Origin of the sequence: Providencia sp. PROV114, from assembly GCF_032704305.1 — a bacterium.
Taxonomy (GTDB): Bacteria; Pseudomonadota; Gammaproteobacteria; order Enterobacterales; family Enterobacteriaceae; genus Providencia; species Providencia rettgeri.
On record NZ_CP120528.1, the window covers coordinates 4,176,769 to 4,197,543 of the forward strand.

The following is a 20,775-nucleotide window of genomic DNA, read 5'->3' on the forward strand; positions in this document are numbered from 1 at the left end:
TTGGATTCATTTTACTGAATAAGCGCTACTTTAGCATTTTGTTTTCCTAGTTATAGGACCATTATCCCGGCTTTTGACTGCTGGCAAAGAAAAGCCCGGACATTGCCGGGCTCAGTTCGCACTCGCTGATCTTACTTCTTGAACAAACGTGAGATTAACTTAATCCCGAATTTATCCAGGCCGTCAAGTTGCTTATTGATGACTTGTGACAGCGTATGGATTGACAACAGACTCATGCCAATGAACACACAGATGAACAGCAATGTGATGCATCCCGCCCCACCAGCAACGAGGTATCCCCAAAACGTTGTTGGGGCATCAATGATGGTCAGACAACCGGGCTCAGGTTGCCATTGCCAAGAAAACCCTCGGAGCGCATAAGGGAAAGCATCAAGCCCGTTCATAACGGTGGTGATCAGCCATCCCGTCCCGAAGAGCAATGCCACTCCAGAAGAGAACAGCAAGAACATAAAGGTAATGCCCGCCCCTCTGGGCAATTCGCGGCTTTGTTTAAAAGTCATTACGGCCTCTCGATTTTGACAGCAACACTCTGCTATTGGTTTATGGCTTAGCCTTTGTGTTGACTGCTTCGGAGAATTGCAGCCCAGCTCTTCTCAGCCAGAAGGCCACCGCCTTTTCAACGGCATCTTTGGCTGCGGCCATATCAGGGAAATGTCCCAGATCGCCTTTGAGGCCTGGCAGGCTGCAACGGGTAGCATAAGCCTCCTGCCCACGCGTATGCGTCGCATCGTAGTAAGCTGAACCGATCTTAAATTGACCCAAATAAAGTTGCTCGCCTTGGTTCCAACGGCTTTCGCTCGGTTTCCAGTTAAGAGTTGTCATTGCGGTGTCTCGATCGTGAAAAAGGTGCTTTCATTATGCGAGCAGTAAGGCGGGTGACGAAAAAAAAGCCCTGCATTCCGGGCTTGATCAGTTTGGATGAATACCCATTGCGAGTTGCAGATCGGCGAGTGTTATCATTAGCATCATAGGGTCAAGTGGTGAAGGGACGAAACCAATGTGTTCATAGAAGCGTTTAGCATCATCAGTTAGAGCGTGGACCACTATTCCTCGTATGCCCACCAGCCCAGAGGCCTGAATAACACGATGACAGGCATCTTTGACCAATCCCCTTCCAACTCCAAGCCCTTTAGCTCTTGTATCCACTGCCAGTCTACCGAGAAGGATGACTGGTATGTCAGAAGGCATATTGCGGCGGAATCGGCCAACAGCTTGATTGGTGCTCACAATCCCGGAAGACAAGGCATAATACCCCATCACTTGGTTATCAGAAGTGGTTACAAATGTTCGTGAAGCTCCTGAGTTTTGATTACTCATGGCCCGATTTTTTAGCCAGAGATCTAAAGCCTCTTCACCAGATGAAAAGCCTTCCAGCAAATGGCCTGTTTTGAGGGGTTCGGGTGCTGTCAGCTTCAATGTCATTTCTCCCAAGGGGATTTAGACATCAATGTTTTTCGTAATGCCTCATTGTTCCTTGGTGCGGCATCAAGCTGATTAATAAACTCCTGGTATACCTCGGGGCTGACGTTAATAACCCGCAGGTCCGCCAGTGTCTCTTCAGCAGCTCGTCGAGCGGCTTCCAGAACGAACTCAGTTCGATTTTTGCCTACCGCATTTGCGGCGCGGTCGATCAGGATTTTGTCTTCCGGTTTAATTCTCAGGTTCAGAGATGAGCGTGTTACCGCTACATCATTTTGAGTTGCCATATATGCCTCCCAATTAATTGCTTATTCTGCTAAGTATATAAGAGTGTAATGTCGTTGTCATTACAATTATAAATAGGCTACTGCACAAGAAACCTAGCAAAAACTAACAATTTACAGCGCTAGGTATCTAAGAGAGATGGAAGAGTTAATCTAAGTGTTTGTTAAAGATATGATTGAATAGATTTTTAACTAGATTGCACCTTAACTTGATTATATCGCTAAAGTCCTCCGTTTTTCTAAGAGGTATGGTGACATGATCAAAAATGTCACTAAAAAGCGATGCGTTAGGGGTCAGCTCCTCCCCTCCATTTCGATAGAACTCACTGTTGGGTGATATTTCATGGACATATTGCTGCGCTAATTCATTACCTATAGATGCACAATCGAGCTCATATCTTATCCAGCTAACAATATCACCTTCGCTTAAGCTATTAATTAAGAAGAAATAAAAGAAGTATAAAACAGTTCCGTCATGTAAGTGACTTGCTTCATTTAATACCAGAGGGTAGTTGGATAGGTCGGCAGACAGTTCCTTAGCTTTTACCAGTTCTTTTATGTGCCTCAGAGCCCCTTGATGTCCTTCATCTTGTGATTTTATGAACAATTGCATGGAATCTTCATAGCTATAATCACATCCATTTCCATTTTTATACATTAGTGCCAAATTGAATGTAGCTGAAGTATGTCCATATTTAGATGCAATCTTAAAATTATTAAAGGCCATTTTAAAATCAGCTATTTTTAGATATTCAACACCTTGTTCATATATTTTATTTGCTGATTCGTTATCGCTTTTAATGCAACTTGAAGACACAGAGTATTCAGTATTGGTTTTAGGGTAACAGTACACCTGTGCTTCAGGTTCACTATGTGTAGTTTGTTTGGTATGCCAAAATTTTTCCTTCAGCAAATCCCCTTCCCCTTGCTCGAAAGTATCTTCACTAATTAAATAACCAAAGGTTTGGTTGGCGTTAATCAGAAAATTTGTACTGTTTTTATTATATAATTTATATGTGTACTCATACTGAACTGAATATCCTTCCCACGAAAACACACCATTAATACGATTGCTGGAAAAGAATCGCATCAAAGATTGCCCAACAAATTCAAATCTATCTTGTAAGTTAGCTTGTAGAGTGAACATTATATAGGCGTCATTTTCATCAAAGCCAATAAAGACTTGCACTTCATCCTTTGTTGTTTCACCTAAGTATTTGTAGTTCACTACGCGACCTTTGAAAAGGCGGTCACCACCACGATCGACCTCAAAGAGGTTTTCTATTTCATGGTTTACATACAAAACATCGCCATTCTTAATTATAAAGAGGATATCCACTTCGGCATCGTTTAATCGCGCTCCGTTACTCAAAATTTTCTTATCTACCAGAGGTTTACGGTTTGGTCTGGAAAATATCTTATTGAAGAATCCCATTTTAAATTCCCTATTACTAGTGAGATGTTATAAACCTAATTAAACCTGTTAAATCATGCGCTTAAATACTCTTTTTTAATGGGGTAACTATATTGTTATTCCTCTAATCTATCGCAGGCCTTGTTACTTCCAAGCGAACATGACTTCTTAAATAGTTTGTTAGCTTTTGATTTATCCTTTTCAACTCCGTTACCTGTTAAATACAGCAAGCCGAGAAAGTAATTTGCATCTGCATTTCCTTGCGCTGCTGATTTCTCAAACCAGTATTTTGATTTTTTATAATCTTCTTTGACATACCCATTTGAGTCACCATACATAAATCCCAATTGCAATTGAGCATAGGCATTCCCTTGCTTGGCCGATAATTCAAACCATTTAAAAGCTTCCTCATAATTATGGCTGTTATAATAGTGTGAGCCAAGGCCATATTGAGCTTGGTCATTTCCTTGTTCAGCCTCCCTTTTAAGTATTTTTAATGGTTTATCATCCATTATTCCAACTGTACTTTTACCATTTTCAGTTTGATTATTTAACCTTGCCAGTACATCAGCAGCCTCTTTAACTCCTCTGCTCGAGGCTGACTGAAGGTATTTAATACCTAAGACTTCATTTTGCTTCACCCCCTCACCGACCATGTACATAGAGCCCAAAACTACGTCAGCTTGGCCAGAACCGTTCTCAGACGCTCTCTTTAGCCAATACAAAGCTTTTGAGTAGTCTCGTTTCCCGTCATAGCCCATATAGTAAAAAAATCCAGCCTGAGCTTGAGCTTCAGGGTTATTTTGTTCTGCTGATTTCATATACCATTTAATCGCCTCTTCGGGGTTTCTTTCGACTAGCCGCCCCTCTAGGTATACATTGCCTAAAGCTTGTTGAGAAAGAGCATCGCCATTGTTTGCCAGGGTTGTTAGTTTAGATATCAAGGATTGCTCACTTTTGACAGGCAAATTATTAGCAGTAGCACTGAGGCTTAATATCAATGTTAGCGATATAAAAAAAATCCGTTTCATATGTAAACCCTTTAATTGCTTATAAATACTTGGTGATTTTTGATAATTATACGTATCAACCTAAGATTGGCTGATCAAGCTGAAAAGTCTAAGAAATAGTATTTTTAATACCTTTAATTAAAGACAATAAAATAACGTATTTTTTCAGTATACATAAGGGGAATTTTGATATCCTCACGTACAGGTCATCAGCTGTTAATGATTAAAAAAAGCCCGACATAATGGGGTCACTTCATAAGCAGGACTTTCTGGGGGAAGTAGGAAAAAGAAGGAGAGGTGTTATTTTTGTACTTTGACCGCTTCAGCCTTCATGGCTGCATCAATTTGTTCTCGCAGCTTAGTGGCGTGATGATCATCCTCTTCATCGGTTATGGTTTGGGCTGTGAACATAGCCTCACTTCCATAGCGAAGCGGTTTTCTAACCGCAACATGATGCGCCACCAGCCAATTCATGCGCCGGGCATCGTCTGCTAACGTGTAACAGCTACTTACAGGCTGAGCAAGCAATGCGGTGCGGTAGGCGTTCCAGCCTTTGCACTCAGCAATAGCTTCGATAACCTCTCTATCTTGGCTGGTAGTGTCGAGATCTGAATAATCGACAGCATCTGGCACTGCTGGCGCTGGTGGAACGGCGACATTGCATAGAGCAGCACGTAGACCGACCTTGATTTCTTCTAGTTCGTCGTTGCCGATACTGCCATCAGTCAGGGCGTGATGAAAGTCGAGCGCCATCCGTTCTGTTACTTGAACTGCCTGAGCCTCTCGGCTCGCCCGCCCTTTCCACCCTTCCCACATGGCCGCAGCCATCATAAACCAGACGTTGCCACAGCTGTCTTTTTTGTTGTCGAAGAACCAATTCACAAAGTCCATCGACATGGCGTTATCTTTGGCAAACTGCTCACGTTCGGTCATGCTATCGTTTCCTCTGACTGCCCGGCCAAAGCCAGGTGCTGTTGCAGTGCAGCCCGAACGATGTCAAACATGCTATTCAGGCGGATAAAGACTGGGTTCGGCACCGTCGGCCACGGCAGGTACCACGGTTCAGTGCTGAAGTATGGCACCTCACTGATCACTGAAGAATAGGCACAGACTGTGCTTTTGATATCGTCAGATCCGTCGATTTCCTCCCAGCACACACGGGCTTGGTCTTTGGATAACTCCCCTTCCCGGCGCAGGCGCAGCACTTCACTGAACATGAAACGCATATTCGCCTCATTGTCATTGTCGATTTCGCTGCTCACGTTACCGGCCATGCAATTGACCAGGTAATCATTGCCGCAGTCACAGAAAAACTGCTCAACGGAGCGGTCGCTCATTGCGAACCAGGAGCCTGTCCACGCCTTGCCCTCACACGTTATCGTGATTCGGCCACGCCCAGGCCCGTAGTTTTCAGTCACCACGCGGATCGGGTCAAAGTCCCGAAGCTCGCTGATCTCAAGGCTCATCACCTTGGTTTCAGTTACTTTCATCGTCATTACCTTTTGTATAAGTTGACTTTCATCAGCGCGCGGGTGGCTTAAGCCAACATCTACTGATCGGTTAGTTTTACCAGCAAATTCCACATCACAACTTCTTCATCAGTGGCCGGACAGCACCCACCGCCAGACTTCCATTGTTTGACCCAAATACCCGAACGGTCTTCAATGAAAAAATCCAGATCCTGGAGAATTGGATTTTCCGCTGGCTTCTCTTTTGCAATTGGCATGATTAACAACCCCAATAATTTTCAGAAAGATAGAACACGGTACTTTAACGCTTGAATTTTTGAGTCTAACACCGGGTTCACCTTCCGGGAATTACTGACATTGCTTTTAACTCTGCTTGATTTCAGTAGGCAGATCCGCCTCAGGTGAAGCACACATCGCCGCAGCATACTGACGGGTAGCGACATCAATGTCGTCTTCAGTCTTTTTCGCTGACTTCGGCCCGTTGTCTGGGTGGCGAAGGTGTTCACGGTAGATCGCAGGCCACTGCACTGCGAGCATCGCCCGCAGCTGTTCGTCGGTCGGTTTTTTCGGTACCAGCATAAACCCGACAGGAATATGCAGCGCTGGTGGAGCGGCAAACACCGGCACCGGGTTTGTAATGCGATCGGCACGGTCAGCCGGATAAATGAAGCCTTTGCCGTTTTCGGCATAACCCAATGGAGGCGCTTCCTTCAGTTCGGCCAGCTCTTCCAAAGCATCAGCATTATCCCGCAGCCGTTTCGTTTGCTCGGAATAGCCCATGTCTTCCCAGCGCAACGCCTCCAGACGAAATGCCGCAGCGCGCGTTTTTAACTGCTCTACTGTCATTGCCATTACGATTTCCTGTTTTGCTACGTCAATTAGAGGGTATGTGGCTTTTCAAACAGCTCACGGAACTGGTATGAACCATCGGTATGAATAGCCCGCATACGTTGGTACAGCGATTCGTTAGGGATGGAGTGCCGGCGCTCCACATACTGCGATCGGAAGAACTATACCGGTATTGATACTCCGCCACCGGCATAGGCGCTGTTGCCCTGTATAGTTCCGCCTCCACAGAGGCCTTTTCACGGCGCGCAGTGTCCAGGTCTGTCTGAAGCTGAATAACCCAGCGCGCGAGCTCACCGGTTTCATTCCGGAGGCGGCTCAGGTCTTGAATCTGGTATTTGTCAATTTTGCCCATTAGCAGGGAATCCCTTTTCAGTGAAGAAAGCCAGCCCTTCGGAGTACATCTGCTTCAGTTCAGCAGAACCCGGCTCAGCAGCGCACTCCGGCGACCATTTCGCCATGTCGGCCAGACCGACAACCAGCTTTTTAACGATCACACGCTGAATGTATTCCCGTCGCTCTTCCAACAACCAGGCAGAAGCTTCAGTCATGTAGAAATGCAGGGTCTTGGCGAAGCCCACTCGCTCTGTCGTTTCAGCCCGGCCAGCCAGATAGTCGCAGCGTGCGATCGCAATGCTCAGACCATCTTCAGTGAGTGCATAAGCACTATCCCCCTCGGAGTGGGTTACACCGGACTTCATCACGCAGTAAGCATCTTTATCGCGCAACACCCAAAATTTTCCATTCTCGTGAACGATGTCTTTTTCCTGCATGGGGTATTACTCCTGCTTTACAGCCGAATCGAAGTCAGTTGCCCGGAACGAACGGCAGGTATTGAAGATTGCCCAGCAATTGGGACAGTTAACTTTTGCGCCACGAGGTGCGGGTTTGGTTTCCATCGCCGTGTCGCTCAGGCCACCATCAAGGCCGCACAGAGTCGTATAGCCGCCACCCGTGCCCAAATCCCCCACGGGCAAGTGAACATGCTCTTCCCCGCCGTCTTCCAGCAAAGTCACAACAACCAGGCGGCTCATCGGGCATCTTCCACGACTTTGAAGTCGATCACCCAAACCATCGGATTGGCCTCCCAGCAGTCAACGCCGTGGATAACCGACCACTTACGGGCGAACACATCGGCCAGGCAGTCACCGCTGCGGGTATCCCTGATAGAACAGCCTTCCCTCAGCGCATCGGCATCACTGATGTCGCGAAGGGGCTCAATACGAACCGCCGTAATCTCCAGCGTAATTCGCGACTCAAACTGCGTCATTTGCTGCGCCGGAAACCAGCGTTTAACTTTATTGGCTGAGCCATCTTCAAGGTCTGCACGATAGACCAGTCGCACACCGCAATCGCCATAGGTTTCACGGACCCACAACCGATCGCCTACATGCCCGAAACGACAGAAAAACGTCGGCCCAAACTTGGGGGGCAAAACCTTATCCACCAGCGCGCGCTGGCGTTTGGTCAGGGATTCCGGGAAGGTATCGAGGCAGATTTCTTTGATCAGTTGGCGGGTTTGCACCTTCTGGCCGCTGTGGATTGCCCGTACCTGTTCGTCGGTGAAATTGATAGGAAACAGTTTCATGCCCTTTCCCCCTGCAAACATGCTGCTTTGGTTTCGGTATCATCCGTATGCTCATTAGGTACGAGCAAGCTGAATACCGCATGTGGACGAAGGCCAGTCTCGAAAAAGCTCAGTCGGCCGCGAATAGACACTGGCTTCAGCGTCTTGGCATCCGCCAGCGTGAAGCCTTTCGGCCCGAAGAACCACGGAGATTCGCTCTCTTCGACACAGCCTGTGATTGTGGCTACGCCGACAATCGCGCCGTAAGATAAATACTTTCTTTCAGGCAGCATCAGGGAATCGCCATATTTGGCGCGCAGGATCTCCCGCGCCTTTTCCATGTCGGCTTTGGATGCCAGTTGCGCACTGGCGTGAATGAGCACCGGTCCGCGCTGGTGGGTGTTCCAGCTGCGGTTTTCGATGTCCTTGTGGCCGTGAGTGATAAGCCATGCCCACGGCTGTCGGATAGATAATGCTTTCATGCTTTGGCATCCTTCGCTTCGGAGCGCTTAGCTGCACTCAAAATGGCTTCCACCACGGATTGTGCGATAACGGAGCTACCCAGACCGCCGACATATTTCACGATCTGTTCACGGAACGCCACAGCACCCGGAGCGCTGATCGTTTGGCTTATTTCAGCGCGCTGCGCCGCATCAATCACTTCATTAGCCCAATCGCGGTCGAACCCTGGCATTGCAGGCAAACGTGACACAACATCAGACGGCAGCGCGTCGATGTAATCGCGCATTGCAATGACAACTTCCAGCAGTTCGTTTTTCATGTCAGATCCTTATCGCGCTGATGGCGCATAAATTATTTATGGATTGTGTGGCGGTGTTGCTTGCCGTGAAACCAGTATTACCCCACCCGTTCAGCTGACGAAGTTATTGAAGGCGCCTATTTTATTGCTTACCGATCTGATTTTTGGCATGAGGCATGAGTGATGTATAGAATGGATATTTTGTGTTGGAAGGTTTGGCACTCACAACCTTCCATACACTTTAATTTGATAGTTGTCATTCGCTACAGTTGCGTTAATGAATTATAGTGAACGTCGTAACGGAATCTGTTATTACTCAGCTCAATTCATTTTTGCTAGAGGGGCTTATGGAATTAAATAAAAATGGCTATCCAACTGGCTTGCTAGTGCGGGCGGTTTGGGACTGTTGTGATGATCTTTATGAAAAACTTGGCCGCGCTCCTAGCCGTCAGGAATTTAACAATGAAATACGAAAACGTGAGCCCCATCGAACTGGTATTAGCACTCATTCTCGGCAATGGGGAGAATGGATTCGTTTTCATAACTTTTCAACTTATGTAGCAGACATTCCGGGGATTATTCCTGAAGAAATGCTTCATCCTCAATATCTTCGTGTTTGGTATGCTGTCACTCAGCTTAGTTCTGCTTCAGCAGTGGATATTGTCAAATGGATTCTTAATAGCAATGCTCCGTTAAAGGAATCTGAAGTTCGTATTCAATTAGATGCATTAACAGTTAACAGCAAGGCCAGATATAGATATCTTGGTAGCCGCAAAAATGCACGTTCTGATCAGGGCAGCCCATATGACTTATTATTCCGTACAGGAAAATTGAGAAATACAAGATATGAGCTATATGTTCAGGAGCTTCATGGAGTTTGGGATATTAGTGATGATGGCAAAACGCCAAAGCGCATTATTTCCCCTAGGCAATGTGATCGCTTAGTTGTGGAAGCTAGGGATGAATTATTTGCTGATTTATCTGAAGAAGAAGTTGATTCCCGATTAAAAGCTTTACGTGAAGTTGTTATTCGACAAGGCCAGCCAGCGTTCAGAAGAAAGCTGATTGAAGCTTATGAGGGTAAGTGCGCTGTGACAGGGTGTTCTATCCAAGTGTTATTAGAGGCTGCTCATATAATTCCCTATGAAGGCCTCTGGCACACCCAAGTCCAGCATGGATTGTTACTTAAAACAGACATTCATACTCTTTTTGACCGAGGCTTGCTTTGGATTGATTCCAAAATGTTAATTAGGTTATCTGATTTGTTAGCTGGAACAGAATATGCAGAACTTGATGGGCAAAAACTAAGATTACCAAGTGATAAACGACATTGGCCATTAGAAATTCACTTGGAAGAACATCGTCAATATTGTAATGAAGAATTAAATGAAAATTAATATCTTTTTTATTCCTTATTTACTGGAACTCCAATCAACCCCCGATGTTCTGTTATGAGGAAAGCAGAGCTATCGTACTATCTTTGGCAGCCTTATCGTGCCAAGTATGGCATATTCAAGAGGGGGAAACCTCTGAAAGGAGATATAACCAATGTTTCGTGTTGATGTAGAAAATAAGTCATTAATCAAACTAAAACCAACAAGCTTTTCGGAGCTTGGGCTAAAGGAACGCTTTGATATTCAGGAGTGGATCGAAAAAAGTCCAACTATTTTAGGCCAGGAACTCCTTGTTATTGGAAAAGAGGTCACCCTTACTTCCAACAAGCGTCTTGATTTGCTTTGCGTGAATAAATCGGCAGCACTTGTTATTGTAGAACTAAAAAGGGATGATTCAGGCTCGTCCGTTGAATGGCAGGCAATAAAATATGCATCGTATTGCTCAAGCCTTTTACCCAGTGAGATTTTTAAGCAATACGCGTCGTATTTAGGTAAATCAGAATTTGATGCAACAAAAGAAATTGAGCAATTTATCGATGCTGATATCACGTCACTTAACACTAAACAGCATATTATCTTGGCCTCAAAGGAGTTCAATTCGGAAGTCATCTCAGCAGTATTATGGTTGCGAGAATATGGTGTAGACATTCAATGCACTCGCTTGGCTCCATATGTTGATTCCAATGGGGAGCTATTTATTAAGCCTGAAACGATTATTCCGTTACCGGAGGCTAAAGATTATATTGAACGAAAAGAAGTTAAGCAAAGAGTCATTGCTTCAAGTCAAGATGATTGGACTGGTAGTTGGTTCGTGAATGTAGGTGAATGCGAATATAGAACTTGGGATGATAATAGAAAATTTGGATTCATTGGCGCAGGTCAAGGGAAAGTGTATTCATCTGCGCTTAAGCGACTTGCAGTTGGTGACAAAATTTATGCTTACATGAAGGGATGTGGTTATGTCGGTTTTGGAGAAGTAACCAAATCAGCAGTTATGATTCGCGATTTCATTACTGATTCAAATGTTCCTCTTCTCTCTGCCGGATTAAAAGCGCAATACCCAGACGAAAACGCTGACAATGAAGAGCTTTCAGAATGGGTTGTTGGTGTTCGCTGGATCAAACAACTTCCGAAAGAGCAGGCGAAAACGTTTTCAGGCGTCTTCGCGAACCAAAATGTCGTTTGTAAATTACGGCATGAGCAGACATTAAAATTTGTACAATCCCAACTTGGTCAGTAAGAACTGCTAAGTTGGGACTATAACTGCCTACTTTCACCTTTCAGTTCGCTGATCATCTGCTCAGCCAATACCGCCGCAGAGCGCGCCTGGTTAATCAGCGCCGTGCTCATGCTGTCGTCCACTAGCTGATTAGCGCGCTGGTACATGCGAGCAACAAAGCGCTCCAACCCAGCGATTTCAGCCCCAGCCAGCAAAGGTGCAACGCCTTCAGTCAGCTGGTTAAGCGCTTCGTGCATACCGTCCACAAAGCCTTCGCAGTAGTCGCCGCTTTTACCTGTGCGATCGCTCACGCAGTCCATATCATCGCCATCCAACATCCGGCGCATCGTTGCCTTCAGGTTGTTCATTGGCCGTTCCCTACATGTTCCGCCAGCACAAGGAGGCGACGACCGACGGCCTTGACAACTTCCTGGCTACTTTCACGCGTCATTTCCTGCGCAATGTTACCGGCATGGTTTGCCGCTGCGATGGTGGCATCCTTCTTGATTTTCCGCAGGCCGCGTTCAATCGCCGGGTAGTCCGTGTTGTGGAGAGCGTCGTTTGCGATCATAGCCGCAGTACCGGCCGCGCCTTTGTCCGTCACGTCGATGTGCTCAAGAATGGCCGCATGAGCATCTTTCAGCATTTTACCTTCAGCCATCAGCTGTTCCACTTCAGACGTCGGGATGTAACCTTTCGTCGGGCTGTTTTCCAGTGCAGGCATCAGTGCATAGTCACAAACCTGAGTGATGTGACGGCCCACGCTGTCTTCCGGCCCCACTTCGCGCAGGTCGGTCTGACTGGCGCGTTGCACGACGATACCCCAAACAACCTGGTCTGTTTCTTCAGGCCAGCCGTCACAGGCCTCTCCCCGGTAGTAGTCGATATGCTCTTCAGCGGCTTTTCGGGCTTTGTCGGCGCTGTCGTGCTCATCGTAACCGCCGTCGGTACTGTAGGAGAAAAACTCCAAACCGTCGGTCACGCGCTTGAGCTCTTCCACCAGATGGATGTTCTCAGCGCGCATCTGCTCGCCTTCAGTCAATTTGCGCGCCAGATAATTCACCAGCGGCTCGTTGACCTTCATGTCGCGAGGAATGCATTTGCCGTCCAGCAGACCTTGGATCTCAATTGGTGTCATCTTTCTTCTCCTGATATACCAGTTTGCCAGTCAAAATGGCGTCGCGGATGGTGTTGAACTCCTTCGCCCAATACTGCGAATCGACGAAAATTTCCAACTTGTTGTAGTCGTGCTTTTTGCGTTGAATGAAGGCCTGCGCGGCTTCGCGCGTGAAGTGTGCGTTGACGTATTCCCACTCCCAGACGTAGCCGGTTACGGTATGCTCTGGTAACTCGCCGAGCACATCCCATTGCTGATCGACGCGAATAGCCAGAAAATCAGCTTGGTATTCGGCCTGGCATTTTTGGTTGAGCTCGTTTCGCTCGTCCGTATCCAGGTCATCCCAGTATTCTTGGGGGCTAAACCAGCGAGCATCATCTACGGCCACCAGCCGGTCTTCGATGTAGTCCATATCCAGCCCCGTGATCAGGCGTTTCTTTTGAACGACGAACAACGGGTCTGCGGTACAGTGCTCATCAACGCCTTTGCCGACGCAGTGATATTTCAGGCGGGAGACAAAATCAGCCCAGGTTTCCGCGTTTAATGGCGCACCGGTCGCGAGCGAGGGTTTCTGTTCAGTAGTCATTGTTTCGTTTTTCCATCCAAAGGGCGCTTATATTCCACAACCAGTATCGCCCCGCCCTCTCAGCCAACGAAGCTATTGCAGGTACAAAAAAAGGGGCTTTCGCCCCTGTCATTTGCAACATGACCAGAAATGTTTGGCGTGCTCTCCTGGCAATGTATATTGCTTCAGCGGCGAGACGAACTCAGTCAGCAGCGGATCCCTCATCCAGACGTTGAACAGCGTCGTTAACGTGAGCACTTCATTTTTAAAGCACTCACCTTCAGCCAGATCGCGCGCGCGGATGCGGGCTTCAGGCGACAGTGTTTGCCCCGCAATCTTCTCCAGAAAATTCACCAGTTCTAAAGGGATCCGGCCTAGCGATGATGGTGCAGGTGGCTCATTTAACAGGTGAGTGATGATTTTGAGCCAATCATCATTGTTAACGACCACCAGGGGGATATTGCCAGGACGGAAATACTCAACCGATACAGCCCCGCCGTCATAGGCCTTAACCGTTGCACAATCGGATAAGACAGCCCTGTTTTTGCCTATCACATAATACCCCTGGTGATCGCTGTGCGTGCAGGTGTGAATTATCCGCAGCCCCGCTTCCAGTATCTGTTCGCTGGTGGTTTTAGCTGGTGAGTGGCTCATTACTGCATATCCTTTTTTTCCTGCCGACGGTATAGCGCTGTAACGATGAACACAATCAGCGCGGCCATAATGAGTGGGTTTTTAAACGGTGGTTCAAAGGGACCGAAACCGATCACGATCGGCCCGCCAAGGGCACACGCCCACAGCGATAACCAATAGATGGTTTCAGGGAAGTTCTCTCGGACAGAAGGCCTGGAAAAAATGAGAACATGAGAAACCAGCGCAATCGCGACTCCCATCCACAGTGAGTTGATATCCAACGCTCCCAGAATTCCCGCGACGCCTGCACCAAACAGTGCGTATGCCAAAGCGGCATACTGAACCAGCATGGCAAGTTCCCGACGGTCGGCTTTTTGCTCTTCCGTTAATTTCATCTTTTTCTCCAGGGTTAATGAATGAGGGAAAACTTATCGCTAACCTGCGCCATGTAGCGGATCATCTCAATCCCTACCCACTCGCCGACGTAGGTGCTGACACCGTTACCGATCTGCTTATACGCGGAGGTATCGCATACCGGGAATTCAAACCAGTCTGGAACCCCTTGCAAACGTGCATATTCACGCACTGAATACGGACGCGCTCCCAGAGGGAAACGTTTATCAACGACTAATCGTGTCGATTTATCCTTTGCATAGTGAGCTACACACGTCGGCGCGATATCGTCTTTGGCCGGGTCGCTAATGATGGGTAAATCGCGATATCCGCCCTGTAGGCGTGTTTCTACCGACTTAGGGATACGAACATCCGGGTTATCCTCTAAAATCGCGCTGAGGGGGATTGGGCGCGTATTTTCCGGCGGGCGGATATCGAACGGGTGTCGTGTGCCAATGATGATCAGGCGGTGCCGACGCTGCGGTACCCACAGCTCAGATTTCACGGGGCAGAATACCTGAATGAAATAGCCCGCCAGCTTGGTCATGGCTTCCATAACGACCGGGAAAGCCTGCATGCCCGGCACGTTTTCAATGACATAGAACTCAGGCCGGGCGACAGCCAGGTGGCGCAGTGCGTGAAGGAATAGCTCATCACCCGTTCGCGTGCCGTGGATGTCGCCGATCGTCGAATACTTCGTACAGGGATAGGTAAACGACATGCCGTGGCAGCTATCCTGCTCCAGCACCATTTCCTGTGTGATATCGCAGTGTTTGATATGGTCGCCCAGGTTGTGGCGATAGGTCTTAACGGCATCTTCGTCCAGTTCGAAAGACTGGGCGATCTGAATACCGGCATTCTTCAGGCCGATATCCATCAGCCCGGCACCGCAAAAATAACTGTTCATCAGAACTGGTGACATTCGACTTTCCTCAGAGATGGTCGATGATTTCTATGGCTATGCTCAGCCATATTGCACAGAGAGAAAGTGACAACATCACGCGGTAACGTTTAGGAATGTCATTCTCGCTGTTGAATTGAAAAAGGGCCCAACCGAATATCACACTCATCAGCCCAAGAAGAAAATAACCCAGGGTAGCGTGCCCTTCTGGTGTTTTACCGATAGCCGATAAAATCTGGTTTAAATGGCCCATTAATGACAAATCGCCTTAAGGTCTAAGCAAAGTTAATCCAAAGAATTGTGGCAATTGCACCCAGCCCAGCAATTCCGCCCGCCACCATCAGACCCAATGATGGGCGAGGGATACAGCACGCTACGACGAAAAAGAGGATGAAAAAGGCCAACATAACAATGGCAAAGGGTGAAATGCCACTCGCTCCTGATACAAAGTCGTGTACAGTCATTATCGATACTCTTAGTGATTGGTTTGACGTTCAGCGGCATACAGGCGAGCCAGAATGCCATCCAGCGCGCCATCCAGCGCTTTGTAAAACGAATCTGTGCCAGCCATTTCGTCACGCATATCCAGCAGCGCTTCCAGCTCGGCATCGTCGATCGGCTGCACGGCATTGCTGGTGGCCGACACTACTTCGCCCGCATCAACAGGAACCCCGGCTTTAAACAGTACGTCGATAGCGTCCTGTCGGTACATCACCGGACGGCCGGAAGGCGGCGTCCAGTTGATAGGCTCCAGCATCACTTTCATTTCGACTTTTGCATCCACCAGCGCTTGTGTCAGCTCGGCGAGCAAGACAACGTCAGCCCCGCTTGGTGGTTGAAGCCCTAAGGCTGGAGGGATTGCGACGGTTTGATAGCTCACGGCATTCACCTTCTTACTTGGCTTCGCCAGGAGCCGAAAACAGTTCAGGCTCGCGCATCTCGATCATGACACACATCCGGGTATAACCAGAGATAGCATCGCCTTCTGGCTTTCCGTCAATCAGCGCCTTGATACAATCGGGGCGATAACCCGACCAGGACACCGCTTCGCCTGCATCAGGCTCCACCAGCACAACCGGCGCAGACTTGAAGCCCATATTGCGGAACAGCTCGCGATGAATTTCGATGCTGCCTTCTACGAACTCAACACCGTTTGCGGCCAGGCGCTCTTTGGTCATACGGCAAGGCTGGCAATTTGGGAGGCTGAAGATAATGACTTTCATGGTGACCCCTGTTATCGGTTAGTTTGTTTACCTGCAACCAGTATCCCCTCCCCCCAACGGCTGACGAAGCATTTGACATAAAAAAAGCACCTCGAAAGATGCTTTTATTTTGGTATTTTAAAACGCCAGGCCCGCATGATGTTTGGTGGAAAAATGGGGGGCGCTGCAACCGTGCTTTTACTGATAATTGGAAAGTGGTTGACCGATCATCCCAGTGACCTTCAACAGTTCTCCAGCGGTGACTGTGCGCAGCATTTCGGAGCGCCCGAACTTAACGTAATCCTCACGGGACATGGTTTTGTAATCCGGATGTGGCCTGTCGTTACAAAGCTGCCAATTCTGGTCAGCGCTATCGCGGCGAAGCACGAAGACATCGACCGACATGTGCAGGCCAGCGCCAAACATTGCCGTAGCAACAATTTTTGCCTGCGAACCATCATTGCGCTGAATAAGCTGTTCCGCTTTGGTGACCAGTTCTTGTTCTTTCATTTTTCGTTCCTCAGCTGGTGGTTGTCATAAACAGGGGGAACCCCCCTGCCCTATTGGTTATGGACGGTCTTCCAGTGCCAGGATCTGTTTATCAATCGCCTGAAGCTGTGCAGCGAAACGCTTTTCGATTTCGTTACGCAGTGCCTGATAGGCAAGTAGCTTGGTCGAATACAGCGGCAAGCCACCGTAGAATTCAGTTGGGTTACCGGCCGCGCCGTGTGAGTTAGGTTTTGACCAGGCCGGATAAATAGCAATGGTTTCACCTTTGAACGAACCGATCTTGGCAGCGTCGTAGGTAAAGCCAGTAGTTTTACCTGAAGCCGGGATAGCAATATCAGGCTGAACCTGATCAGTAACACGCAGAGCAGCAAGAAGAGTTTTCATGATGATTCCCTTATGTTGTTTGTTTTGTTTACCTGCAATCAGTATCATCCCACTCCACCCGCTGACGAATAGCTAAAACAAAAAAAGCACCAAAAAAGGTGCTTTCTATGCATAGTGGGATTTGCCTTACAACGACAGTTCGTTAATCCTGCCCTCCGGCCGTTTACCCAAGGTCGTCATCTCGCCGAATTCAAAGAGGCCGCAAATCTCTTCCCCGATCGGAGCCACCAGCACGCGCCAGCGACCTGTACCATTCTCACCCCAAAGCTTAACACCAGCAGCGTCCAGCTCTTCTTCTGTGGCGAAGAACTTTGCTCCTTCCAGTTTATCGACAGCGATCAGTAACTGGCTATCTACCGTAAAGCATATCCCGTGCTGGTTCATGAAGAACAAACGACGTTGTGCATCACGGGTAGAGATAATAGTTTCCCCGTTTGGTAGCGGGGTGGCTGAAGTGGTTTTCACACTAATCAACCGCCCTGCTTTCTCCAGTCCACCGATCAGGATACCTACGGCATTGGTCAAATCGCTGTAAGGCGGTAAACCCACCAGCTTTTGGAAAGCCATACGTTCATCGTGTGTTTTCAGCTCCGTAGTGCGAGTATGAATTTTACCATCGTCGTGATCGGCTGCGCCCTGCTCTGCCAGAATTTTTTGCAGCATCAGGTTGCCTGCTGTCCCAGGGTCATTCCACAGTTTCTCGCCCTTCAGTAGGTTTTCGGCAAACAGGCTGCTTGTGGAAAAAGGTGCGGGCACTTTGCCTACAAACTGAAATACCACAGTGATGACACTTTCATACTTTTCCATTACACACCTATTCATTCGTTTTGTTTACCGAATGATACCACTATCTGATCACACGGCGAAACGGCGGAAGCGAGTCGAGAATGTTCTGGCCGTACCGTGTGTTCTTGATGCGAGAGTCCAGTATCGTCACTGCACCTGTATCGGTCTCGGTTCGGATGAGTCGCCCCACAGCCTGGATAAGTTTGATACACGCCTGAGGAACGGTTATTTCTTCAAAGGTGTTACGCCCCGCCTTCTCCATCCACTCAGTCATCGTCTGACTAACCGGATCGCTCGGTACGCTAAATGGCAGCTTGGCAATAATCACGTTATCGCAGTAATCCCCAGGCAGGTCCACGCCTTCACTGAAAGAGGCCATGCCGAAGATAATGCTTGGCTCGCCACGATCAATACGCAGCTTATGACGGGAAACGATTTCCGTTTTCGGCATCGTGGTCTGCATGAGGATGTGCTCTTTGATGTCCTCCGGCATACCCTCACACACCTCTGTCATTTGCTTGCGGGATGAAAACAGCACCAGACATCCTTTACGCCGTAACATCAGCTTAGGCATCAACTCGATCAGCTCATCGGTATGCGCCTCGGCATTCTTTGGGGTACTGCGCATCCTGGGTACGAACAGAACACCGTTGTTCTCGTAGTCGAACGGGCTTCTCGCCAGCAACGTTGGCGTGTCCATTTTCAAACCCGCTTCATTCAGGTAGGCATTGAAGTTGCCCATTGTCCGCAAAGTCGCTGAAGTAATGATCACCCCATAGGCTTCGTTCCACAGCTCTCTATCCAATTGCTCACCAGCATGCACTGGGCTGCTATGAATAATGACCTCGGATTTATTGTCACGCTTGATGTTTACCCAGCGCGCTACCGGTACTGCAAACTCACCTTTCTTCGCCGGGGCAGCAAAACGACTCATCGCTTCAAGCAAGTTTTCTACACGGTTCTTTAAATCACCGATAGCCATTTTGTGGCGGGCATTATCCTCAGCGACAATTTTATCGCCTGCCTCATCAATGATGATTATCATTTTCTCAACCAAACTCTGCATTTGGTTTGCCAGGTACAGCCCGTTTTTAAACAGTGCGCGCACATCATTGGGTACGTCACCTTCAGGGAACCGATAGACGTCAATGTTACCGTGGTCGTTCCGGAAGTTGAGTGAAGATAAAAGAGTTCCGCGAACTGTCATCATCTCGGCAGCCGTGTCCGATGCCAGCGCCACCAGCTTGTAAACGTGGTCATTCATCTTCTCACCGTAAGGGGTCTGCATGTCCATCACCATGTCACTGACGTCACCCAACCAGCGCGCCGTGTTATCCAACGAGGCATTTGCGGCAAAGTGCTCAATGGCCTTACTTGTAAGGTGATGGCCTTCGTCGAAAACGTAGATGGTTTCTTTCGGCGGTGGCAGGATGACACCACCACCCAAAGACAGATCGCTCAAAACGATATCGTGGTTAGCTATCACCACATCGACTTCTTCCAGTCGGCTACGCGCGGCAAAGAAGGGGCAGTTTTTGTAATGCGGGCATTTAATCTTAGGGCACTGGCTGGCGACCGCATTAACTTTGTTCCAGGATTTGTCGGCAAGCTCCAGCGGATATGTATCACGCTCACCATTCCAGTCACCACTTGCGAATTCGTTACCCAGACTCGTCATGTCGTCGCGAACGTAACCATACGCATTATGCTCGGCATCGACGTGCGCATCGTAGCGCAGTCGGCAGAAGTAACGGCCACGACCTTTCGCCATAGCGTATGAAAATTTAAGACCGCCCTGGCTTTGGATTTCCGGCAGGTCTTTAACGACAACTTGCTCCTGAAGCGCCACGGTTGCTGTAGACAGAACGAGAGTCTTTCCCTTTTCCATCGCCAACGGGATCAGCGGCAGGCAGTACCCCAGCGTTTTACCGGTGCCGGTACCGGCTTCAACTACACCGACAATAGGCTTGTCGTTATCTTCGGGAATGTTGGTAATGATGGATGAGCAAAAGCGGATCATGTCTTGTTGACCAGCACGCGGCTTCAGTCCCTTGGATTCCAGGAAGTTGCTGTATGCTTTTGCCGTTTGTTCTTCGGCGGTCAATTTGGTTTTGCTGCTCATCGTTCTATCCCATAGATTTATTATTTACTGATTTAATTTTATCGCACCACCAGCGCTGACAAAGTGACATCCAAAATTAAACCGCCACAAAGGCGGTTTAGTTCACTTACTCCACAAACCAGAGCGAGGCAAGATAGGCGCACCCGGCAATCTTTTGTTCGTGCTTCGGGTCGAAGCTTTTCAGGATAACCACGATATGCGCCAGCGCCCATTTCAGTTCGACACCTTCCTTGGCTGCTGGTGGGCATTCAAGCCCGTGGTAAAACCAACGCTCAATGAATGCAATCCAGGGGTTCTTTCCCTGTTTGAATTCGTCAGGGATGAGATCCCATTTTGGCAGAAACTTTTCAATGTCCGGAGGCCCAAATGCCAGAATGACCTGTGTGATGTTCTCGTTCGGCGTCCACGTCTTCATGATTTTCCTTTCCAGCGTCAGGATTTGGTTTTCAGTGATTCGGCAATTTTGGTGAGCACCGCACGCAGCTGAGTTTCATCGGCGATGATAGCCGGGATGGCGTTCAGGCATTCCTGGGGCAGGTAGATATTACCGAAGAATACCAGCTGATCTTGAGTTGGTTGGAAGCTGCAAATCCACTCCCAATCGTTATTGGTTTCCCAAATACACAGCAACTCGGTACCGTCGTTGTTTTCGGTCGTCAGTTCCAAACCGCGACGCTCGGCAAAGCTATGGGTTGTCTTTGAGATCTGCATTTTTAATCCACGAGTAAGGGCGGTATTGAGTTCTATTATCCAGCAGTT

Annotated in this window: 33 protein-coding genes; 2 read left to right on the forward strand and 31 right to left on the reverse strand. The window is 48.3% G+C overall.

The window, feature by feature from the left end; genetic code table 11:
• Positions 1-131: 131 nt before the first annotated feature.
• The 15 genes from P3L37_RS18895 to P3L37_RS18965 form a co-directional block, all read right to left on the reverse strand.
• Positions 132-521 carry a hypothetical protein gene (locus tag P3L37_RS18895; protein ID WP_042847106.1) on the reverse strand — a complete coding sequence of 130 codons (390 nt, stop codon included), beginning with the start codon at positions 519-521 and terminating at the stop codon, positions 132-134.
• Between the two features lie 40 nt (positions 522-561).
• Positions 562-843, reverse strand: a complete 282-nt coding sequence (locus P3L37_RS18900) for a hypothetical protein (RefSeq protein ID WP_042847108.1) — start codon at positions 841-843, stop codon at positions 562-564.
• An 87-nt stretch (positions 844-930) separates the two neighbouring features.
• Positions 931-1,437, reverse strand: coding sequence for a GNAT family N-acetyltransferase (locus P3L37_RS18905; RefSeq protein ID WP_373370580.1), 507 nt, complete (start codon positions 1,435-1,437; stop codon positions 931-933).
• 2 nt (positions 1,438-1,439) lie between these two features.
• Positions 1,440-1,727, reverse strand: a complete 288-nt coding sequence (locus P3L37_RS18910) for a DUF1778 domain-containing protein (RefSeq protein ID WP_042847112.1) — start codon at positions 1,725-1,727, stop codon at positions 1,440-1,442.
• Positions 1,728-1,872: 145 nt separating this feature from the next.
• Positions 1,873-3,159 carry a sel1 repeat family protein gene (locus tag P3L37_RS18915; protein WP_042847114.1) on the reverse strand — a complete coding sequence of 429 codons (1,287 nt, stop codon included), beginning with the start codon at positions 3,157-3,159 and terminating at the stop codon, positions 1,873-1,875.
• 95 nt (positions 3,160-3,254) lie between these two features.
• Positions 3,255-4,169, reverse strand: a complete 915-nt coding sequence (locus tag P3L37_RS18920) for a tetratricopeptide repeat protein (protein ID WP_042847118.1) — start codon at positions 4,167-4,169, stop codon at positions 3,255-3,257.
• 279 nt (positions 4,170-4,448) lie between these two features.
• Complete coding sequence (locus tag P3L37_RS18925; protein WP_052219367.1) at positions 4,449-5,081, reverse strand: hypothetical protein; 633 nt, start codon at positions 5,079-5,081, stop codon at positions 4,449-4,451.
• Entirely contained in the window at positions 5,078-5,638 is a 561-nt protein-coding gene (locus tag P3L37_RS18930; protein WP_052219368.1) for a hypothetical protein, read from the reverse strand. The genes P3L37_RS18925 and P3L37_RS18930 overlap by 4 nt, the downstream gene beginning before the upstream one ends.
• Before the next feature lie 59 nt (positions 5,639-5,697).
• A complete protein-coding gene (locus P3L37_RS18935) occupies positions 5,698-5,874 on the reverse strand; it encodes a hypothetical protein (RefSeq protein WP_162762197.1) in 177 nt (58 codons plus the stop codon).
• A gap of 106 nt (positions 5,875-5,980) precedes the next feature.
• The gene (locus P3L37_RS18940) at positions 5,981-6,469 is read right to left on the reverse strand and encodes a hypothetical protein (protein ID WP_042847123.1); all 489 of its coding nucleotides are present in this window, start codon (positions 6,467-6,469) and stop codon (positions 5,981-5,983) included.
• Between the two features lie 335 nt (positions 6,470-6,804).
• Positions 6,805-7,236: a hypothetical protein gene (locus tag P3L37_RS18945; protein WP_042847127.1), complete on the reverse strand. Its 432-nt coding sequence runs from the start codon at positions 7,234-7,236 to the stop codon at positions 6,805-6,807.
• Between the two features lie 6 nt (positions 7,237-7,242).
• Positions 7,243-7,497, reverse strand: a complete 255-nt coding sequence (locus tag P3L37_RS18950; RefSeq protein ID WP_042847130.1) for a hypothetical protein — start codon at positions 7,495-7,497, stop codon at positions 7,243-7,245.
• The gene (locus P3L37_RS18955) at positions 7,494-8,051 is read right to left on the reverse strand and encodes a hypothetical protein (protein ID WP_042847132.1); all 558 of its coding nucleotides are present in this window, start codon (positions 8,049-8,051) and stop codon (positions 7,494-7,496) included. Before P3L37_RS18955 ends, P3L37_RS18950 begins: the two co-directional genes overlap by 4 nt.
• Positions 8,048-8,512 (reverse strand): ASCH domain-containing protein, encoded by a 465-nt coding sequence (locus tag P3L37_RS18960; RefSeq protein ID WP_052219369.1) that lies wholly within the window; start codon positions 8,510-8,512, stop codon positions 8,048-8,050. Before P3L37_RS18960 ends, P3L37_RS18955 begins: the two co-directional genes overlap by 4 nt.
• Positions 8,509-8,811, reverse strand: a complete 303-nt coding sequence (locus tag P3L37_RS18965; RefSeq protein ID WP_042847133.1) for a hypothetical protein — start codon at positions 8,809-8,811, stop codon at positions 8,509-8,511. Before P3L37_RS18965 ends, P3L37_RS18960 begins: the two co-directional genes overlap by 4 nt.
• A 326-nt stretch (positions 8,812-9,137) precedes the next feature.
• Here P3L37_RS18965 and P3L37_RS18970 point away from each other — a divergent pair, with 326 nt between their 5' ends.
• Both P3L37_RS18970 and P3L37_RS18975 read left to right on the forward strand, forming a co-directional pair.
• The gene (locus P3L37_RS18970) at positions 9,138-10,187 is read left to right on the forward strand and encodes an HNH endonuclease (RefSeq protein WP_052219370.1); all 1,050 of its coding nucleotides are present in this window, start codon (positions 9,138-9,140) and stop codon (positions 10,185-10,187) included.
• A gap of 151 nt (positions 10,188-10,338) precedes the next feature.
• Positions 10,339-11,424: a hypothetical protein gene (locus P3L37_RS18975; protein ID WP_042847135.1), complete on the forward strand. Its 1,086-nt coding sequence runs from the start codon at positions 10,339-10,341 to the stop codon at positions 11,422-11,424.
• 17 nt (positions 11,425-11,441) lie between these two features.
• Here P3L37_RS18975 and P3L37_RS18980 read toward each other — a convergent pair whose 3' ends face one another.
• The 16 genes from P3L37_RS18980 to P3L37_RS19055 all read right to left on the reverse strand — a co-directional run bounded on the left by P3L37_RS18980 (position 11,442) and on the right by P3L37_RS19055 (position 20,727).
• The gene (locus P3L37_RS18980) at positions 11,442-11,771 is read right to left on the reverse strand and encodes a hypothetical protein (protein ID WP_042847137.1); all 330 of its coding nucleotides are present in this window, start codon (positions 11,769-11,771) and stop codon (positions 11,442-11,444) included.
• Positions 11,768-12,541, reverse strand: coding sequence for a hypothetical protein (locus P3L37_RS18985; protein ID WP_052219371.1), 774 nt, complete (start codon positions 12,539-12,541; stop codon positions 11,768-11,770). Before P3L37_RS18985 ends, P3L37_RS18980 begins: the two co-directional genes overlap by 4 nt.
• Positions 12,528-13,106 (reverse strand): hypothetical protein, encoded by a 579-nt coding sequence (locus P3L37_RS18990; protein WP_042847139.1) that lies wholly within the window; start codon positions 13,104-13,106, stop codon positions 12,528-12,530. Before P3L37_RS18990 ends, P3L37_RS18985 begins: the two co-directional genes overlap by 14 nt.
• A gap of 108 nt (positions 13,107-13,214) precedes the next feature.
• Entirely contained in the window at positions 13,215-13,739 is a 525-nt protein-coding gene (locus P3L37_RS18995) for a hypothetical protein (RefSeq protein ID WP_042847142.1), read from the reverse strand.
• The gene (locus P3L37_RS19000) at positions 13,739-14,113 is read right to left on the reverse strand and encodes a hypothetical protein (RefSeq protein WP_042847144.1); all 375 of its coding nucleotides are present in this window, start codon (positions 14,111-14,113) and stop codon (positions 13,739-13,741) included. The genes P3L37_RS18995 and P3L37_RS19000 overlap by 1 nt, the downstream gene beginning before the upstream one ends.
• Positions 14,114-14,127: 14 nt before the next feature.
• Positions 14,128-15,033, reverse strand: a complete 906-nt coding sequence (locus tag P3L37_RS19005; protein ID WP_206646174.1) for a DNA cytosine methyltransferase — start codon at positions 15,031-15,033, stop codon at positions 14,128-14,130.
• A gap of 10 nt (positions 15,034-15,043) precedes the next feature.
• Entirely contained in the window at positions 15,044-15,265 is a 222-nt protein-coding gene (locus P3L37_RS19010) for a hypothetical protein (protein ID WP_042847145.1), read from the reverse strand.
• A gap of 22 nt (positions 15,266-15,287) precedes the next feature.
• Positions 15,288-15,476 carry a hypothetical protein gene (locus P3L37_RS19015; RefSeq protein WP_042847147.1) on the reverse strand — a complete coding sequence of 63 codons (189 nt, stop codon included), beginning with the start codon at positions 15,474-15,476 and terminating at the stop codon, positions 15,288-15,290.
• An 11-nt stretch (positions 15,477-15,487) separates the two neighbouring features.
• Entirely contained in the window at positions 15,488-15,892 is a 405-nt protein-coding gene (locus tag P3L37_RS19020) for a hypothetical protein (protein WP_042847149.1), read from the reverse strand.
• Between the two features lie 13 nt (positions 15,893-15,905).
• Positions 15,906-16,235 (reverse strand): glutaredoxin domain-containing protein, encoded by a 330-nt coding sequence (locus P3L37_RS19025; RefSeq protein ID WP_052219372.1) that lies wholly within the window; start codon positions 16,233-16,235, stop codon positions 15,906-15,908.
• A gap of 177 nt (positions 16,236-16,412) precedes the next feature.
• Positions 16,413-16,724 (reverse strand): hypothetical protein, encoded by a 312-nt coding sequence (locus P3L37_RS19030; RefSeq protein ID WP_042847150.1) that lies wholly within the window; start codon positions 16,722-16,724, stop codon positions 16,413-16,415.
• Positions 16,725-16,781: 57 nt separating this feature from the next.
• Positions 16,782-17,156: a hypothetical protein gene (locus tag P3L37_RS19035; protein ID WP_042847151.1), complete on the reverse strand. Its 375-nt coding sequence runs from the start codon at positions 17,154-17,156 to the stop codon at positions 16,782-16,784.
• A 78-nt stretch (positions 17,157-17,234) separates the two neighbouring features.
• Positions 17,235-17,915 (reverse strand): hypothetical protein, encoded by a 681-nt coding sequence (locus P3L37_RS19040; protein WP_052219373.1) that lies wholly within the window; start codon positions 17,913-17,915, stop codon positions 17,235-17,237.
• 40 nt (positions 17,916-17,955) lie between these two features.
• Complete coding sequence (gene dinG / locus P3L37_RS19045; RefSeq protein WP_072035186.1) at positions 17,956-20,016, reverse strand: ATP-dependent DNA helicase DinG; 2,061 nt, start codon at positions 20,014-20,016, stop codon at positions 17,956-17,958.
• 106 nt (positions 20,017-20,122) lie between these two features.
• A complete protein-coding gene (locus P3L37_RS19050; RefSeq protein ID WP_042847153.1) occupies positions 20,123-20,431 on the reverse strand; it encodes a hypothetical protein in 309 nt (102 codons plus the stop codon).
• Positions 20,432-20,448: 17 nt separating this feature from the next.
• Positions 20,449-20,727 (reverse strand): hypothetical protein, encoded by a 279-nt coding sequence (locus P3L37_RS19055; protein WP_166268101.1) that lies wholly within the window; start codon positions 20,725-20,727, stop codon positions 20,449-20,451.
• Positions 20,728-20,775: the final 48 nt, after the last annotated feature.